Raw genomic sequence first — 17,152 nt, forward strand, 5'->3', positions numbered from 1 at the left:
TGCAACGTTCCTATGCGAGTCCTCGTAGCTGAAGATGGATTGATGATGCGACGACTCCTCGTGCGTGCACTTGAGGGGTGGGAGTACGATGTCACCGAGGTCGAAAATGGTGCCGAAGCCTGGGAAGCGTTTGAGAAAGAGCCGTTCCGCCTGGTCCTGACCGACTGGGTCATGCCCGAAGTGGACGGATTGGAATTGATCCGCCGGATTCGAGCCGCCCAGGCCCCCTTCTACGTCTACATCATTCTGCTGACCGCGAAGAGCGAAAAGGAAGACCTGGTCGTGGGGATGGAAGTGGGCGCCGACGACTTCCTGGTGAAGCCGGTCGACCACAACGAACTACGTGTCCGCCTTCGTGAAGGGGAGCGAATTGTCCGCCTCGAACAAGAATTGGCGGAACAAAATCGACAACTTCGCGAAACCCAGGCCGCCCTCGTGCAAAGCGAGAAACTGGCCAGCCTGGGTCAGATGGCCGCTGGCATGGCACACGAGATCAACAATCCAATCGCCCTGGTCGCGAACAATTTGGCGGTCTTGAAACGAGACATTTCAGCGGCGTTCGATCTGTTAGACCTTTATCGATCGATCCATTCCGATCTTTTGCAGACTCACCCAGAGCTAGCTCAGCAAGCAGCCGAACTGGAAGAAGAGTGCGACTACCAATGGATCCGGACCGAGTCGCCCCAGTTGTTCGACCGGTCTCTGGCCGGTTTAAATCGGGTGCGGGACATTGTGCAGAACTTGCGTTCATTCGCCCGGCTGGACGAGGCGGAGCTCGATTATCTGGACGTGAACTCTGCCCTGTTCGCCGTTTCGCAAGTTCTGCACCACGAGGTCGATTCGCAGCAGGTTGAATTACGGATCGATCCGGGAGACATCCCAATGATCCTGTGCGAACCAGGCAAGATTCAACAGGTACTGCATCACTTGCTGTTGAATGCGATCCAAGCCAGCGAACCAGGCAGTATTGTTACGATGCGATCTGCCCGATGCGAAGAAGGGGTAAGAATTGATGTGGAAGACCATGGATGTGGCATTTCGAGCAGCGACTTAGCGCACATCTTTGAACCTTTTTTCACAACCAGGGCCGTGGGCAGCGGTCAAGGGCTAGGCCTGGCGGTCAGCTATGGGATCGTACGCGATCATGGCGGATCGATCCAGGTTCGAAGCCAATTGGGCCGCGGCAGCACTTTTAGTGTACAATTGCCTATACGACCGCTGGATAGTCAAACACCGGGAGGAAGCCATGAAGACTAGGCCATCCATTCTGTTGGTGGACGACGAGCCAGATATTCTGCACTCGCTTATCGGCCTGCTACGCCGTCAGTTTACGGTGTACACGGCCCAATCGGGGCAAGAGGCGCTGCAGATTATGGCCGAACACCCCATCTCCGTATTAATGACAGATCAACGTATGCCCGAGATGACCGGTGCGGAACTCGCCCGGCAGGCATACCACCGTTTCCCCACCACAACGCGAATCTTGTTTACAGGATACGCCGATATCAAATCGGTGATCGACGCCATCAATCATGGCGGACTGTATCGCTACGTGACTAAGCCTTGGGATCCCGACGAACTGATCGAACTGCTGACCGAAGCAGTCGAGGTATCGGAACGGGAAGCCGCCCATCAAAAACTGATGCAGGAACTGCAGCGGTATGTATCGATGGGACAGCAGATTTCGCAGCGACTTCGCCTGGGCCCTGACGGGCACGAGATCGATCAAGACCTGCTCCAAGCGTTCGCCCAATCAGGTAGCGTGCTGGAAGAGCTGACGCACGAACCCTGTAAGCCAGCAGCAGGAGATTAGCCCCTTTGCGAAACAAACAACCGGTCCTGCTGACGGTGTTGATCGAGTGCGAATCCTTCCGCTGGTATGTCGCCGGCATCGATCAGCAGGGCAACACCACCCCACTGCTCTGCTCGGAACCTCAAGACCTCGCCCCCTACATCGGAGAACCGTTCGACGAGCAGGCGAACTTCCTGCGTCATCGCCTCTCGGGCGTGCTGCAACGAGGCTGCGATCGTCTGTGGGGCAAGATGATGAAGCCCTGCCAGGTGGTCTTCGTCACCGACATGCCCTTTCAACAAGCGGAAGATGGCCTGACTCAACGTGTGGCCGATCACTTCTTCGAATGGATGACCAGCCCGCCGGTAGTCTTCTACACGATTCGCGAAAGCTCGCCGGTCTGTAATCCGCACCTCGATTCAATCGCAGGCGAGTTGCTCGCCGACTGGAACGAAGCACTCAAGCAAGGCTTTCCAAAGATGCTCTCGAAGTGCAGTCAGACCGATCCATGGGAATTGGTCGTCTCGAAACCACACCCTGGCTAAACGAAAACAGGCACGCCCCATGAAGGACGTGCCTGTTGCTTTTTCTTGTGACGGATTGTCGACGAACTAGCTGGCTTCCAGCCCGGTCATCGTTCCGGTACTGGTCGCGAACTGATCGATTTCCAGGCCAGACTTCTGCAGCATCGACAAATACAGGTTCGGCAGCGGGTAGTTCTTCTTCTGATCAAATGCCAGATGCTGACCATGGCGGAAACCACCACCAGCAAACAACACCGGCATGTTACGGTTATCGTGGCTGGAAGCGTTACCAAGATTGCTGGTCAGCAGCACCGACGTGTGATCGAGCAGGCTGCCACCATCTTCCTGAATCCCATCGAGGCCACGCAGGAAGTCGCCCCAGGCATGGACGATCGATGTTTCGATGAGTGCCAACTGGCCAAGCTTTTCTTCGTCGCGACCATGATGGCTAAGCGAGTGATAGCCTTCTTCCACCCCTTCGATCGGCACCACGCCGCCGCTTCCACCGAGGTGATACGAAACGAACCGCGTCGAATCGGTCGACAAGGCGAGGCGGATCATATCGTTCATCAAACGTTGACGCCCGATGAAGTCGTTCGGGTTGCTGATATCGATCGGCTTCTTCGAGTCGACCTTCGGCTTCGGCAAGTGAGCCCACTGCTCCGCTTCCGCCATTCGCTTTTCGAGTTCACGCACACTGTTGAAATAAGCGGCCAGGCGATCGCGGTCACCGGCTCCCAGCTCACGCGAGAGTGACTTGGCATCTTCGGCGACCAGGTCCATGATGCTTTTGCCCTGGCGAGCCCGGTGCAATTGTTTGGCTTGATCGGCGGGTGAGTCGTTGACGAACAACTGCATGAACAGCCGCGCAGGCGAGCTTTCGGCCGGAATCATCGAGCCGTTTTCGGTATACGAAGGACTGGCGTTCCCGGCCGAGCTTAGCACGAGCGAAGGAAATCGAGTGTGATGCCCCATGTGCTTGGCCAGCAATTGATCGACCGAGATCGTGGTCCTCGACTGGGCACCGCTTCCCATCGGGGTGGCCGAAAGCAAGCTTGCTTCGGCCCGGTGACCGCCTGAGACATGCGGATGGGACGATCCAGAAATGACCGTGAACTTCTCGCGAATGTCCTGCAGCTTTTCCAGGTAAGGCGACGGCTTGTAATCGCGGCCTGCCTTTTCTGGATTGAGGTTCTCAGCATGCAAGCCAAGCCCCAGCGTCATTGCGACAAAGCGGCGAGGCGTTTTCTGCTCTTCCGGGCCGGCAAATGCTTTCTGCATCGCACTCAGCCAAGGCACGGCGATCCCAACACCAGCGGTTCCGCGTAGAACCGTGCGGCGGCTCAGCTTCTTCCCGAAGTTGAAATGAACTTGTCGCGACATGTCTCGTCTCTTTCCGTTTCTGGTGGGGTCGATTACTTGCTCAGGAACAAATCGCTGACGACAACTTGCTCGATGATCGATCGGAAGCCATAGCCATCTTCAGCCGACTTGCGAGCGATCTGGTCGATCTGGGCACGGTCGACAAATTCGACCGTGGCTCCGGTGCCATAGGTCAGCAAATGCTTGGCCATGTTCGCGGCCAGGCGATGCGGATGGCTGGTGACTATCTTCTGGAAACCGTCGATGTCTTTGAAGTGCATGCCACTGGGCAGGTCGTAGCTGGCGTCGATCTTCGGGCCCTTCTTCACGCTACGGCCTTCCATCTTGATGTAATTATCACGCCATTGGCCCGCCGGGTCGAAGTTTTCCAGCGCGAAGCCGGCCGGGTCGATCTTGACGTGGCAACTGGCACACTCGCCTTGCGAGCGATGCTTGGCCAACTGTTCACGAATCGTTTTCGCGCCACGGATATCTGGTTCGACCGCCGGCACGTTCGTCGGTGGCGGAGGAATCTCGACGCCTAAGAGGCGTTCCGAAACCCAGACGCCGCGAATCACCGGCGACGTGTTCGAGCCGTTCGCGGTCACCTTCAAGATGGCTCCCTGGGTCAGCACACCACCACGATGCGTTTCTGGCTTCAGCGTCACCTTTTGCAGTGCATCCCCTTCGACACCATCAATTTGATAGTACCGTGCCAGGCGGCTGTTCAAATACGTGAAGTCGGAGTCGATCAGGTTCGAGACGTGCAGATTCTCGGCCAGCATCGTCTGCAGATACTGCTGCGTCTCCGAGAGCATGCCGCTTTCGACAATCGGATCGAACTGGCGATAGAGCTTCGAGTCGGGCTGGGTGAAATCGATTTGATCGAGGTCGAGCCATTCGGCGGCGAAGTCGTTCACAAACTGCTCGCCTTGCTTGCCATCCAACAAGCGACGCGTTTGCTGCTTCAGCACTTCTGGTTCGCGCATCTTGCCGGCCGATGCCAATTGCATCAGTTGGTCGTCAGGCGTGCTACCGGTGAGGAAATAGCTGAGACGGGTCGCGACTTCATAGTCGTCCAGCTTGCCGGGCTCTTCGGCAAAGTACATGAACCGAGGCGAGCACAGCAGCGCTCGGTAGCCAAGACGTAGGGCATCGACGAACGACTCTTTCGCATCTAAGGCCGCGTAGACTTCCGCCAGGTAAGGTTCGATCTCGTCCGAGGTCACCGGGCGACGGAACGCTCGGGTGGCGAACCGGGTTACCAGTCGCTCAGCATCCGCTTTCGGATTCTTCGAGGTCACTTGCCATGGCTGGCGTTTATCTTTGACCGGTTCGACTTTCAGATTGCCGAACAGAAACTCACGGACCTGATCGTCGTTGCCTTTCAGATGCACCTGCTTCATCGTGACGCGATCGAAGGCGATACCGGCGAGATCTTGCGGCTCCCCTTCGCCCACACCGACCTGACCACCCGCGAAACGCCCACGCTTCAGAGCTCCGTCGCCAGGACGAATCTCAAGCATGTGCCCCTTCGGCAACCAGGTTGTGAACTTGACGACCTTCGGCTTCTCGGTCGCTTCAAACGTGGTGACGCTAGCCAGCAGCGGGGCATTCGAGACACAAGGACCACTTCGCACCGTCGACCAGACACCGCCCGTCTTGGGCAGCTTTAAGCCAGAAACTGTCACTTCAAATTCGTACCAGCCATCTTGCTTGGCCGTGGTTGCCGGCAGGCGACCGTAATAGATCAAGCCGGACGACCAGATGACCGCTTTCCCTTCCCGCATCTCCGGTTCGCGGCAGCGGCGTTTGGGATTGGTTCGAGCGACCCCTTTCGCATCGAAGTCGCGGGCATAGTCATCCTCGGGACTCAAGGCACGACGCAGCGCTTCGTCCAAAGCGACATCGACAGCGTCCAAATGGGCGGCCAGTTGAAAGTGCGACATCCCTTGGCCGTCGGCAACGGTGGTGAAACCATCAGTCTTGTTTTCATCCGGCAGGATGTGCGTCAGCGGAATATCGATCGCCAGCAAATCGTGCAGCGAGTTCTCGATTTGTTTTCGCGTCAGTCGACGACCACGCACACGCCCGTACTTGGTGTGGATGTTGTGCTGAAAGTCGCTCAAACCTTGATGGGTCGCGGCGAGGAACTGCGACTTGTCCTTGGCTTCCAGTTCGCCATAGTCGGCTGGCGGCATCTCGCCGTCGCGGACGCGATCGTAAATGCGAACCCAACGCTGCAAGTTGTTCGCCTTACCGAGATCGAACGAGAGAGCTTCCAGATCGAGCGATCCATCCGCGTCTTTACCCTGATGGCAGTCGTAGCAGTTGTTCTCGAGGAACGTACGAACCTGGTTTCCTTCGGGTACGGCCGCATAAGCCGCGCTCAGGAAACTGCCCACGCCAACCACACTGGCCCAGACGGCAAGGTGCGCGCAGATCGATGCGTAACGGGTCGATATCATGGCAGTGACAAATGGGAATGGAGGGAGCCGCGTTGTGGGGTTGCGACATCGTTGAGGGAGGGTGTCGATGCCAGGCAGGCTGCTGAAATAGCTTCGGCATCTCCATCCAATGGTAGCCAATTTGTTCAAAAAAAGCGAGAAGCTTTGCGCCAGGCCGAAAACTCAAGGCCGGCACCAACAACCTGTTCAGGGGGACTATTTTCACGCTCATCGGGCCAACGCTCTGTTAATTGGCCGACGAATCGATTAGCGTGGCTCTGTAGGTAACCTGATGGCATGCTATCAGTTGCCGCGACACCTTCCCCCCAACAGCCTCTCACCTCTGCCCGGAAAATGCCTGCCATGCGTTCCCCTCGCCTTCTGGCTGCGGCCCTGCTCGTCGTCGCATTCTGCCTTGTGTCTTCTGCGTCGGCCGAGTGGACCGGCAAAGAGTCGACCTGGAACGGGTACACTCGCTTTGACTTCACTGTCGACTCGCGTCCTGCTTACGTTGTGGTGCCCAAGAAGGCCGCCGAAGGCAATCCGTGGGTTTGGCGAGCTCGCTTTCCTGGCTTCCATGCCGAAGCCGACTTGTTGCTTCTGGAACGTGGCTTCCATGTTGCCCACATCGATACCAACGACATGCTCGGCAGCCCACGTGCGATGGGGCACTGGGATAAGTTCTACGACTACATGACCGACAAAGGCCTTTCCCCGAAGGTTGCCCTGGAAGGGGTGAGCCGCGGCGGCTTATTTGTTTATGGTTGGGCTGCTCGGCATCCAGATCGGGTCGCGTGCATCTACGCCGATACGCCGGTGTGCGATTTCAAGAGCTGGCCAGGCGGTAAAGGAAGTGGCGTTGGCAGCGCTGGCTCGTGGCAGCGACTACTCACAGAATATGGCTTCACCGAAGAACAAGCCCTTGCCTACGACAAAAATCCGATTGACAATCTCGCTCCGATCGCTGCTGCCAAGATTCCGGTTATGCACATCGTTTCGCTGAACGATGTTGTCGTGCCACCGACGGAGAACACCTTCATCCTGGCCGAGCGTTATCGTAAGCTCGGTGGAACGATGGAGATCATCGAAGTTGAAGAAGGGACCGAGAAATCACAAGGGCATCACTTTACCCATCCCGATCCCAAGCGTGTGGCCGACTTTATCGAATCGCACGCGACGAAGAAGTAACGGCTAAGCCGCCTGCTTCGGAGCCTCGACCGGTGGAGCCGGCACAGCCGGTGGCTGCGTAACGCGGCGAACCCGTTTCTTGATGGAACGCCAAAGACGCTTGCCGCGGTGCTTCAAGTACTGCAGTCCACGAGGCTTCGGCTCGACTGACGCTGGGAAGGTAACTGGCACGTGTGGCCTGACGAGCGGCGGACCAGCCGTCCGTTGGCTTCGAGTCAAATGCCACCACTCTGCCATGCGAGCCATCTCGCGAATTTCATCCAGCGGATCCAAGTCGGTTCGCTTCTGATACGCCTCGATCACCTCTTCATAGATGTTGATCAACTGACCATAGATTGAATCGGTGCTGTTGTTCTGGCGGATGTATTGCGTCACTTTGGCGGCATCGGCAGCGTTATAACGCTGGATCTCCGCTACAAGCCGCCCGGTCGTCAGGGGCGAAGCCAACGTGCGACGTCCGAGTTGGTTCAAGTAGACGACATCCTCAGCCGTGACCAGCGAGCTCATGCCGAACACATCGCAGTAGATCGTCGCACACCCCACGGCCATTGCTTCCCGGGCACAACGTCCCTTGGCGAATACCAGGTCGTATTGAGGCAATCGTGTGTAAGGATCGCGGCAGACGTCGCCAAAGTTACTGCCGATCGCATCCAGGCGAATCCCTTGCTGACTGCAAGCCTCTCGGATTGGCTGGATCGATTCTGGCGTTCCGTAGCTGCTGAAGACCACGGCGCGTTTCGGTTTCTCGGGCAAGGGACGGCGGGGCTGAAACAAGTTGAGATCGACCGGATTGGTCAGAATCTGGATTCGCTCCAGTTCAATTCCTTCACCATGCGCAAGCCGGTCGGCGCAAGTCTGATCGACAGCAACATAACGTCCGATACGATCGAACTTGGGAGGCGTGTCGTGCCATGCATCGAAGTCATGGCAAAGGAAGATGCCAGGCGTCTTCGGAAAATGCAGCAGCGCCGCCGTTGTCTGCAGCGTGTGATGCCCATGGATTACGTCGGGCGTTTCACGGATCTTTTCCAGCCGGTCGACTACCGGGATCGAGTTGCGCCGCAGTTCGTCGGTTACCTCGCCCATGTCAGGCGTATAGACGATCGGACGATGCCCGCGCTGAATCAGATTCCTCGCCAGATCGTAGACGTACATCTCGGTCCCTGACCGGGATGTCATGAAGATATTGGTTATCAAAACTGTCAGCCGACTCATCGCTTTCTAACCTTCCGCCGAGAGAGTGCCCTAACCAATCGAAGCGGCCGCGTGACGACGCAGCAGCGACTTGGCTAATGGTGCGAAGTGTTTGCCGAAACTGATCGCCTCTTTCGAGCGACCTTCAGCTACACGGCGTTGCCCGCGGACATCGTAAGTCACCCACCCCTTGGTTACCGGTGGCTGGAGGAACGAACGCTCGACCGGGGCAGTCCGATAGAACTCGGTCCGAATCAGCTCGGATGGCCAGTTGCCAACAATCGCGGCTAGATCGTCGGTGATGGGGTAAGGGCTGCGCTGGATGAATTCACGCATGCATTCCAGCAAAATCGCTTTGGCAGGCTCTTCTTCCTCGGTCAACATGACCTTCGACCAGCCACTCGTATCGCGAACTTCCGGAGCGACAGTCTGAATCGCGATGCCATGTTCGGCTAGAACCACATCGCCAGGACCTCGACCAAGGCTCAGTAGCGCCGCACTGGTCAACAGCGGGGCCAGATCGTGGGCCGAGTTATACCACTCAAACGGATCGGTGAAGATCACCGACGGTTCGACTTCTTTCAGCCACGATGCCAGACGTTGTCGCTGCTCTTGGAACCACTTCTCGTCATGGCGAAGGTAGTGAGTGTAGACCTCTTCTTCCCGGATCGGCGCGATCGTGATCGAACCGCGATAGCCGATCTTCGTCATCGCTTCGCGGAAGTGCGATTCGAATTCGGGATCGTTGAACGGACCTGGCGACAGGTAATAGATGTCGGGCTGCAATCGCAGCAGAGCTGCCAGCGTGAACCATTCATGCGCGGGATGTGCAAAGACAAAAGCCGACGAACGGTGCGGCTGTGCTAGCAGGGTTTCACCATCCATGGTGACGGACTCTCAATTTCTATTGATTTGATGGACAAACGTGCTTTTGTCCAGAAGCGACGTTGACGTTTATAGGGGTTTCCAGCGATAAGAAACAGACGAATTCCCCACTGAGACCTCCACCCGATGAAGGGACACTGATGCCCTACGTTCGCGATACCCTAGCCATCCAAGACGCGAATATCGTGTTCGGGGAAGGCTGCCGTATTTCGCCAGATGCATGGTTGGGCGCTGGTACCCAAATCGCCGATCACGTTCGAATCGATGCCGACGTCGTCATCGGCGAGAACAACGTTATTTCACACGGTGCCGTCATCAAATCAGGCACACGGATCGGTGATCGGAATCAGATTGGTGAGTATTGTATCCTGGGTGGAACACCGCTGATTGCACGACCTACGCAGAAGCCTGGGCAACTTCAGATTGGTCACGACAACGTTATTCGCGAGTTCGCCACGTTTCAGGTCGGTACCGGCCCCAGCGATGTCACGCACTTCGGCAGTTACAACTACATCATGCCGAACGTTCAGATCGGGCACGACTCTCAGGTCGGCAGCCACATCACGATGACCAATCAAACGGCATTGTGTGGACATGTTACCGTCGAGGACAAAGTGGTCCTTGGCTTGGGTGTGCATATCCATCAGCATTGCCGCATCGGCACGTTAGCGATGGTGGGTGCCTCGGCTTACGTTTCCCAAGACATCGTTCCGTTTACCTTGGTCGACGGGCGAACCGGGAACGTTGTTAGTCTGAATAAGATCGGCCTCTCGCGTCACCAGATCCCTGCCGCGACGATCTCGCAACTGAAGCAGGCCTTTCGCGTGATCTTCCGCGAAGGTCTCTCGCGGGAAGCGATCTACGACCGGCTGCAAGGCGTAGACGTTCCTCAGGTGCAGCAGATGCTCGCCTTCCTGAAAGCGTCGCGCCGTGGCTACGAAAAGGCCCGACGTTCGAGCAGTGCCTCGAAAGCTACGGCAGCGGAAGGCTTGATCGAGCTGACCATCTATCGCGGCGACGCGGCCTAAACGGCTTCGCCGGCAAAAAGTTGACGAGCGACTCTCGACCGAGGACAATGCAGGTCCGCGCTTGCCCACCCATTCTTGCTGTTCTCCCATTTTGCTTGTCGAGATCCTCCCATGCTCCCGTGTATTGATCTGCGCGCCGTGAGAGTTGCCACCGCGATGGTGGTGTTGTCGTTCTTCCCTTTCGCTTTGATGGCCCAAGAGAAACCGAACATCGTCTTGATGATGGCGGACGACATGGGCTTCTCGGACCTGGGATGCTATGGTGGCGAGATTGAAACGCCAAACCTCGAGCAGTTGGCCCAAGGCGGACTTCGATTCACGCAGTTCTATAACACGGCCCGCTGCTGCCCGACCCGAGCAGCCTTGATGACGGGTCTATATCAGCACCAAGCAGGCCTCGGTCACATGACCGGCAACTATGGCGTGCCGTCGTATCAAGGCTATTTGAACGACCGATGCGTCACGATCGCCGAAGCCCTGCGTCCGGCCGGTTATACCACCTTGATGACCGGCAAGTGGCATGTCGGCTCCAAGCCCGAATGCTGGCCGCTGCAGCGTGGTTTCGATCGTTATTGGGGCACGCCTTCTGGCGGTGGTGTTTACTTCAAAGACACACTACAGATTCGGAAGGAAGTCTTTTTTGTCGATGGCAACGAACGCGTGGAACTGGAAGACGATTTCTACATCACCGACGATCTGACCGACCACGCAATCGAGTTCATCGATCAGGCCGTTAACGAAACGAAGAAGCCGTTATTCCTCTACTTCGCGCACATCGCTCCCCACTGGCCGCTGCAAGCCAAGCCCGAAGACATCGCCCATCAGGCTGGCCGCTATGATGCCGGGTGGGACGAGGCTCGCAAGGCTCGATTTGCCCGCCAGGTGAAGATGGGGCTCTTCCCGGAAGGAACTCGTTTGAGTCCACGCGATCCGGATGCGAAGGCCTGGGATGAAATGTCCCCCGAAGCACGCGAAGACCTGGCCCACCGGATGGAAGTCTATGCGGCTCAGGTTCAGTGCATTGATCAGAACGTTGGCCGACTGGTGGCCAAGCTGAAAGAACTAGGGCAATACGAGAACACGTTGTTCCTCTTCCTTTCCGACAATGGCTGTTCGGCCGAAGGTGGCCCCGGCGGATTTAGCCGTGGCAAAGCAGGTGCCCCGATCGGTGCCGGCTTGTCGTATGCCAGTGTTGGGCTGGAATGGGCGAACGCCAACGACACTCCGTTCCGCAAGTTCAAAATCGACACGCGTGAAGGTGGCATCTCGACGCCGTTGATCGCTCACTGGCCGCAAGGGATTCAGCTTTCAGGTGGCGAAGGTCGACTGGTTGATGCCCCTGGGCACGTGATCGATGTCATGCCAACGCTCCTCGAAGTGGCCGGGGCAACCTATCCCACGGCGCACGATGGCAAGGAAGTGATCCCTACCCCAGGCCAAAGCTTCGCCGCCCAGTTCCAGGGGCCACAGGACGTCGCCGCGCGTGATCTCTTCTGGGAGCATGAAGGCAACAAAGCGATCCGACGCGGCGACTGGAAAGCGGTCCGAATTAAAAGCGGTGCATGGCAACTTTATGACCTGAAACAGGATCGCACTGAGACCAATAATCTGGCCAAAGAGCAGCCAGAAAAGACCAAAGAACTTGCCCAGGCCTGGAAGCAATGGGCCGACAATGCTGGTGTGGTCGAATGGTCACAGCTTCAGAAACGACGCAAGAAATAGCCGACAACATCCTCTGCAGGGAATTCCTCCTGATGAAAACTCACCTCGCGCTGGCATCGCTTGTTTTAATGACGCTATGCGTCTCGACGGGCTTCGCCGCGAAGCCGAATATTGTCCTGCTAATCACTGACGACCAGGGCTACGGCGATCTGGCCTGCTACGGCAACCAGGTGATTCAAACGCCGAACCTCGATCGCCTGGCATCGCAGTCTTCGCAGTTGTCGAACTATCATGTCGCTCCGACCTGTTCGCCGACACGGGCCGCGCTGCAGTCGGGGCACTGGACCGATCGAGCTGGTGCCTGGCATACGATCATGGGGCGTTCGATGCTTCGCGCCGACGAGGCCACCTTGGGACAACTGCTCAAAGCAAATGGCTACACAACCGGGATGTTCGGCAAGTGGCACCTGGGAGACAACTATCCTTATCGCCCTGAAGATCGCGGCTACGACGAAGTCTATCGCCATGGCGGCGGAGGCGTCGGCCAAACGCCCGACCTGTGGGACAACGCCTACTTCGATGGACATTACTTCCACAATGGCGAAATCGCAGCAGCAGAAGGGTTTTGCACCGACGTCTTCTTTGATCAAGCCAATCAGTTCATCAAAACCAACGCGGAACAAGGCAAGCCCTTCTTCGCCTACATCGCCACAAACGCGCCACATGGTCCGCTGCATTGCTCGCAGAAGTACATGGACATGTATCCGGACGAACCCAAGCCGATGGCCGCTTTCTATGGCATGATCACGAACATAGACGATAACGTCGGGCAAACTCGCAAGCTGCTAGAAGACCTGGGGATCGCCGACAATACCATCTTCATCTACACCACCGACAACGGCACGGCCGCTCCGGGCAAAGGCTTTAATGCCGGCATGCGCGGCAAAAAAGGAAGCGAGTACGACGGCGGGCACCGCGTTCCTTTCATGTGCTATTGGCCAGAGGCCGGCATGAACGTGAAACATGTCGACGACCATTTGACGCATGCGATCGACGTCGCTCCGACCTTGCTCGAAATGGTCGGCGGCCAAGGTCCCAAAGACTATCAGTTCGACGGCATCTCGATCGCTTCCCTGTTGAAGCCAGGCACCGATGTCGACTGGCAAGATCGTTTTCTCGTGACCGACTCGCAGCGCGTACGTGATCCGATCAAATGGAAACAAACCGCGGTAATGTCGCAGCAATGGCGATTGATCAACGGCAAGGAGCTGTACGACATTCAGCAAGATCCTGGCCAGAAGAACAACATCGCAGCCCAGCATCCTGAACAAGTTGCTGCGATGCGAAAGTTCTACGATCAATGGTGGGCCGAGCTCGAACCAACATTCGCCAAGACCACCGAAATCTACCTTGGCCATCCCGCCGCCCCAGAGGCTTCGCTGACCGCGCACGACTGGATTCAGCCGAGCTATCCGCCATGGGCCCAGGCTCACATTCGCTCTGGCAATGGCAACAATCCGAAGAAGAAGCCAGTGCTGCACGAAGGACACTGGGCGGTGAAAGTAATACGCGATGGCAACTACGAAGTGAGCGTTCGCCGCTGGCCTGTTGAAGCGAATCATCCGATCGTGGCTTCGCTGCCACCGGGGGAAGATGTCCCTGGTGCGAACAAAGCGATGCGAACCGTCCCTGGCAAAGCCATCGACGTCACCTCGGCCGTTCTGCGGATCAATGGCAAAGACGTCGACGAGAAAGAGGTTCCTGCCGACGCTACGGAAGTGACCTTTCAAACTCGACTGACGGCAGGCTCGCACGAGTTGTCGCCGTTGTTCCTGTTGAAGGATGGTGGCGAACTGGGGGCCTATTACACCGTGGTTCGCTTTGTCGGGGAATAATGGGATGCGTTGGATCTTGTTAGGAATTGTTCTGACCGCGTTCACCAGCGTCGGTCAGGCTGCTGATCGCCCAAACATCGTCATCTTGTACGCCGATGACATGGGCTATGGTGACCTACATGCCAACAATCCCGACTCGAAGATCCCCACGCCCAACCTCGATCGCCTCGCCAGCGAAGGGATGCGATTCACCGACGCGCACAGCTCGTCTGGTATCTGCACCCCTAGCCGCTATGCCCTGCTGACCGGAAGGTATCACTGGCGAAAGTTCCACGACATCGTTTACGCCTTCGGTCCTCCGGTGATCGCGGACGACGAGTTTACCTTACCCGAGATGCTGAAGGCTCAAGGCTATCGCACGGCCTGCATTGGCAAGTGGCACTTGGGGTGGAACTGGACCGGGCTCCTTCGTCCTGATGCTCACGTGAAGAAGGATCGCGGCAACCTGGTAATTCCGCCGGACGCGTTCGATTGGAATCAATCGATCACCGGCGGACCGACGTCGCATGGCTTCGACTATTACTTCGGCGACGACGTCCCGAACTTTCCGCCCTATGCCTGGATCGAGAACGATCGTGTTGTCGAGCCCCCGACGGTCATGCTGACGGAAACACCCAAGACGCCCGAAGGGAAGTGGAACGCTCGACGCGGACCGGCGGTTGCCGACTGGGACTTCTGGGACGTCGTCCCTCGGCTTGCGGATAAGGCGGTCGACTGGATCGGCGATCAAAAAGGCAAGCAGCAGCCGTTCTTTTTGTACGTTCCGTTCAATTCGCCTCACTCGCCGATCGTGCCGACGCCAGAGTTCGCCGGCAAGTCAAAGGCCGGTCCCTTCGGCGACTTCGTCGCGATGACCGACGCCATGGCTGGCAAGATTCTTCAGGCCTTGAAAGACAACGGCTTCGAGGACAACACGCTTGTCCTGTTCACCGCCGATAACGGTGCGGAAAACTATGCCTATGCCCGGCTCGAAAACTTCGGCCACTGGAGTTCGGCACCATTTCGTGGTGTGAAGCGTGACCTTTACGAAGGCGGCCACCACGTTCCGTTTCTGGTCCGTTGGCCAGGTCACGTGAAGCCTGGTAGCGTCAACGATTCGCTCACCAGCCAGGTCGACATAATGGGAACGCTCGCCGCGATTGTCGAAGCAGGCCTTCCGGCCGACGCCGCCCACGATAGCTACAACCAACAAGCCAATTGGACGACCGAAGAAGTTGGCCGACGCACGACGATTGTCCACAACACCTTTGCCAAAGCATATGCCATTCGGGATGGTAACTGGCTGCTGATCCAAGCCGAAAGTGGCTCGCATAATCGCGTTCCTGCCTGGTTCAATCAGCAGAAAGGCTATACCGAGGACCACCAACCTGGCGAACTTTACGATCTGGCAATCGATCCGGCTCAGAAGCATAATCTTTACAGCGAGAAGCCACAGCTCGTGGAAACGCTGAGCCAGAAACTGAAACAGATCCGCAGTCGCGGTCAGGTCCGTTAATCGAATTTCCCTCCCTGCCTGAGAACCACACCATGATTCATTTCGCGACCTTTAGCTGCGCTGCCATTGCCCTGCTCTCTTGCTTGAGCTTTGAGGCATCGGCCAAAGATCCGCCACGGCCGAATATCATCTTTGTGATGGCCGACGACATGGGCTGGGGGCAAACAGGCTATCGCAATCATCCCGTTCTGAAGACGCCGAATCTCGATTCGATGGCGAACAACGGTTTGCGATTCGAACGCTTCTATGCAGGCTGCTGCGTTTGCTCGCCGACCCGAGCCAGCGTGCTGACGGGTCGATCGCCTGACCGCTGTGGCGTGCTTTCGCATGGCTACGCATTGCGGCATCAGGAAAAGACAATTGCTCAAGCGTTGAAAGACGCCGGTTACGTCACCGGTCACTTCGGCAAGTGGCACCTCGATGGTCTGCGTGGCCCGGGGGCTCCGATCTTGAAAGACGATCCTTACAGCCCAGGTCACTTCGGTTTTGATGAATGGCTGTCGGTCACCAACTTCTTCGATCTCGATCCGTTGATGAGCCGCAATGGCGAGTTCGAACAGAAGAAGGGAGATTCGTCCGATATCATCGTGGCTGAGGCGATCGAGTTCTTGAAGAAGCACAAAGATGGTGGCGAGCCGATGTTCACGGTCATCTGGTATGGCACGCCGCACAGTCCTTTCAAAGCACTGGACGACGACAAAGTTCCGTTCGGCAACTTGAAGGTCGACTCCGAGAACCACTATGGCGAACTCGCCGCAATGGACCGCAGCATCGGCACGCTTCGGTCTGCCCTCCGCGAACTGGAAATCGCCGACAATACACTGCTTGTCTTTTGCAGCGACAACGGCGGCTTGCCACGCATCGAACCTGACACGGTCGGTGGACTGCGTGGCAACAAGGGAACCGTCTACGAAGGTGGCTTGCGTGTTCCGGCCATCATCGAATGGCCCTCGGTCATCCAGCCTCGTATCACCGAATATCCTGCGTGCACGATGGATCTGTTTCCGACCGTCGCCGATATCCTGGCGTTGCCGGAAAATGTCTTTGTGCGGCCTTTGGATGGTGTCAGCTTGAAGCCACTTCTGAATGAGGAAGTCGGGCCGCGCGTGCGACCGATTCCGTTTCGATTCCAAAAGCAAGCGGCCTGGGTCGACAACGACTGGAAACTGGTCACCACGAAACGAGATCAAGGAGCCGCCTTCGAGCTTTACCACTTGAAGGACGATCCCCATGAAGAGACGAATCTGGCCCGCGAGAAGCCCGAAGTGCTCGCCAAGCTCAAGGCTGGTTACAAGGCGTGGAACGAAGCCGTCGAAGCGAGCTTCGCGGGAAAAGACTATGCCGTAGGTAGACTTAGCGAGGCCGACCCTGAGCCACACTCGTGGACAGAAGACCCTCGCTACGAGCCATACCTGAGCGAGTGGGAAGACCGCTGGGAATTCCGTCCCTACATCAAACGCTCGAAAAAGAAATAACGGGCATCGAGCGGACTCTAAGCTGATATCTAGCCAATTTGTGGGGCTGTTTACCACATCACATCGTCACCTGTGATGTTTTTTCTTCTATTTCTTTTCAATTTGATAGTAAATAGTCTCTGGGGCGTACGATCTCTTCCAGGACAGCGCCGATATCTCCCATCCGCGCCTCCCATACCTTTTCGTAACCCTAACCCCGCATGAA

General features: G+C 57.1%; 13 protein-coding genes. 9 read left to right on the forward strand and 4 right to left on the reverse strand.

What is annotated here, in order from left to right; all coding sequences use genetic code 11:
- Positions 1-12: 12 nt before the first annotated feature.
- From ABD890_RS09000 to ABD890_RS09010, 3 genes are read left to right on the forward strand one after another with little or no spacing between them, the layout of a single operon-like run.
- Positions 13-1,257 carry a sensor histidine kinase gene (locus ABD890_RS09000; protein WP_345088003.1) on the forward strand — a complete coding sequence of 415 codons (1,245 nt, stop codon included), beginning with the start codon at positions 13-15 and terminating at the stop codon, positions 1,255-1,257.
- On the forward strand, positions 1,247-1,813 hold the full coding sequence (locus ABD890_RS09005) for a response regulator (RefSeq protein ID WP_345088005.1): 567 nt from the start codon (positions 1,247-1,249) through the stop codon (positions 1,811-1,813). The genes ABD890_RS09000 and ABD890_RS09005 overlap by 11 nt, the downstream gene beginning before the upstream one ends.
- 5 nt (positions 1,814-1,818) lie before the next feature.
- Positions 1,819-2,337 carry a hypothetical protein gene (locus tag ABD890_RS09010; protein WP_345088007.1) on the forward strand — a complete coding sequence of 173 codons (519 nt, stop codon included), beginning with the start codon at positions 1,819-1,821 and terminating at the stop codon, positions 2,335-2,337.
- 66 nt (positions 2,338-2,403) lie between these two features.
- Here the strand turns inward: ABD890_RS09010 and ABD890_RS09015 are convergent, their stop codons facing one another.
- A complete protein-coding gene (locus ABD890_RS09015) occupies positions 2,404-3,699 on the reverse strand; it encodes a DUF1552 domain-containing protein (RefSeq protein ID WP_345088009.1) in 1,296 nt (431 codons plus the stop codon).
- Between the two features lie 32 nt (positions 3,700-3,731).
- On the reverse strand, positions 3,732-6,083 hold the full coding sequence (locus ABD890_RS09020) for a DUF1592 domain-containing protein (RefSeq protein ID WP_345088011.1): 2,352 nt from the start codon (positions 6,081-6,083) through the stop codon (positions 3,732-3,734).
- 405 nt (positions 6,084-6,488) lie between these two features.
- On the opposite strand from ABD890_RS09020, the gene ABD890_RS09025 reads away from it, so the two are divergent.
- On the forward strand, positions 6,489-7,313 hold the full coding sequence (locus tag ABD890_RS09025) for an alpha/beta hydrolase family protein (RefSeq protein WP_345088013.1): 825 nt from the start codon (positions 6,489-6,491) through the stop codon (positions 7,311-7,313).
- 3 nt (positions 7,314-7,316) lie between these two features.
- Here ABD890_RS09025 and ABD890_RS09030 read toward each other — a convergent pair whose 3' ends face one another.
- Together ABD890_RS09030 and ABD890_RS09035 are read right to left on the reverse strand one after the other, a co-directional pair.
- A complete protein-coding gene (locus ABD890_RS09030) occupies positions 7,317-8,492 on the reverse strand; it encodes a glycosyltransferase (protein ID WP_345088015.1) in 1,176 nt (391 codons plus the stop codon).
- 66 nt (positions 8,493-8,558) lie between these two features.
- On the reverse strand, positions 8,559-9,392 hold the full coding sequence (locus ABD890_RS09035; protein ID WP_345088017.1) for a hypothetical protein: 834 nt from the start codon (positions 9,390-9,392) through the stop codon (positions 8,559-8,561).
- A gap of 140 nt (positions 9,393-9,532) precedes the next feature.
- Here ABD890_RS09035 and lpxA point away from each other — a divergent pair, with 140 nt between their 5' ends.
- The 5 genes from lpxA (at position 9,533) to ABD890_RS09060 (ending at position 16,947) form a co-directional block, all read left to right on the forward strand.
- Positions 9,533-10,420 (forward strand): acyl-ACP--UDP-N-acetylglucosamine O-acyltransferase, encoded by an 888-nt coding sequence (lpxA, locus tag ABD890_RS09040; RefSeq protein WP_345088019.1) that lies wholly within the window; start codon positions 9,533-9,535, stop codon positions 10,418-10,420.
- Between the two features lie 111 nt (positions 10,421-10,531).
- Positions 10,532-12,142, forward strand: coding sequence for an arylsulfatase (locus tag ABD890_RS09045; RefSeq protein WP_345088021.1), 1,611 nt, complete (start codon positions 10,532-10,534; stop codon positions 12,140-12,142).
- A gap of 32 nt (positions 12,143-12,174) precedes the next feature.
- Positions 12,175-13,977 carry an arylsulfatase gene (locus ABD890_RS09050; protein WP_345088022.1) on the forward strand — a complete coding sequence of 601 codons (1,803 nt, stop codon included), beginning with the start codon at positions 12,175-12,177 and terminating at the stop codon, positions 13,975-13,977.
- A 4-nt stretch (positions 13,978-13,981) separates the two neighbouring features.
- Complete coding sequence (locus tag ABD890_RS09055) at positions 13,982-15,472, forward strand: sulfatase family protein (protein ID WP_345088024.1); 1,491 nt, start codon at positions 13,982-13,984, stop codon at positions 15,470-15,472.
- Positions 15,473-15,504: 32 nt separating this feature from the next.
- Entirely contained in the window at positions 15,505-16,947 is a 1,443-nt protein-coding gene (locus ABD890_RS09060; RefSeq protein WP_345088026.1) for a sulfatase-like hydrolase/transferase, read from the forward strand.
- Positions 16,948-17,152: the final 205 nt, after the last annotated feature.

It is taken from the genome of Bremerella cremea (assembly GCF_039541315.1).
GTDB classification, from domain to species: domain Bacteria; phylum Planctomycetota; class Planctomycetia; order Pirellulales; family Pirellulaceae; genus Bremerella; species Bremerella cremea.

Bases quoted from the DNA above. Each gene is read 5' to 3' on its own strand.
- ABD890_RS09035 (WP_345088017.1), bottom strand. From the start codon at position 9,392: ATGGATGGTGAAACCCTGCTAGCACAGCCGCACCGTTCGTCGGCTTTT.
- ABD890_RS09060 (WP_345088026.1), top strand. From the start codon at position 15,505: ATGATTCATTTCGCGACCTTTAGCTGCGCTGCCATTGCCCTGCTCTCT.
- ABD890_RS09045 (WP_345088021.1), top strand. From the start codon at position 10,532: ATGCTCCCGTGTATTGATCTGCGCGCCGTGAGAGTTGCCACCGCGATG.
- ABD890_RS09015 (WP_345088009.1), bottom strand. From the start codon at position 3,699: ATGTCGCGACAAGTTCATTTCAACTTCGGGAAGAAGCTGAGCCGCCGC.
- ABD890_RS09025 (WP_345088013.1), top strand. From the start codon at position 6,489: ATGCGTTCCCCTCGCCTTCTGGCTGCGGCCCTGCTCGTCGTCGCATTC.
- ABD890_RS09005 (WP_345088005.1), top strand. From the start codon at position 1,247: ATGAAGACTAGGCCATCCATTCTGTTGGTGGACGACGAGCCAGATATT.
- ABD890_RS09050 (WP_345088022.1), top strand. From the start codon at position 12,175: ATGAAAACTCACCTCGCGCTGGCATCGCTTGTTTTAATGACGCTATGC.
- ABD890_RS09055 (WP_345088024.1), top strand. From the start codon at position 13,982: ATGCGTTGGATCTTGTTAGGAATTGTTCTGACCGCGTTCACCAGCGTC.
- ABD890_RS09030 (WP_345088015.1), bottom strand. From the start codon at position 8,492: ATGACATCCCGGTCAGGGACCGAGATGTACGTCTACGATCTGGCGAGG.
- lpxA (WP_345088019.1), top strand. From the start codon at position 9,533: ATGCCCTACGTTCGCGATACCCTAGCCATCCAAGACGCGAATATCGTG.
- ABD890_RS09000 (WP_345088003.1), top strand. From the start codon at position 13: ATGCGAGTCCTCGTAGCTGAAGATGGATTGATGATGCGACGACTCCTC.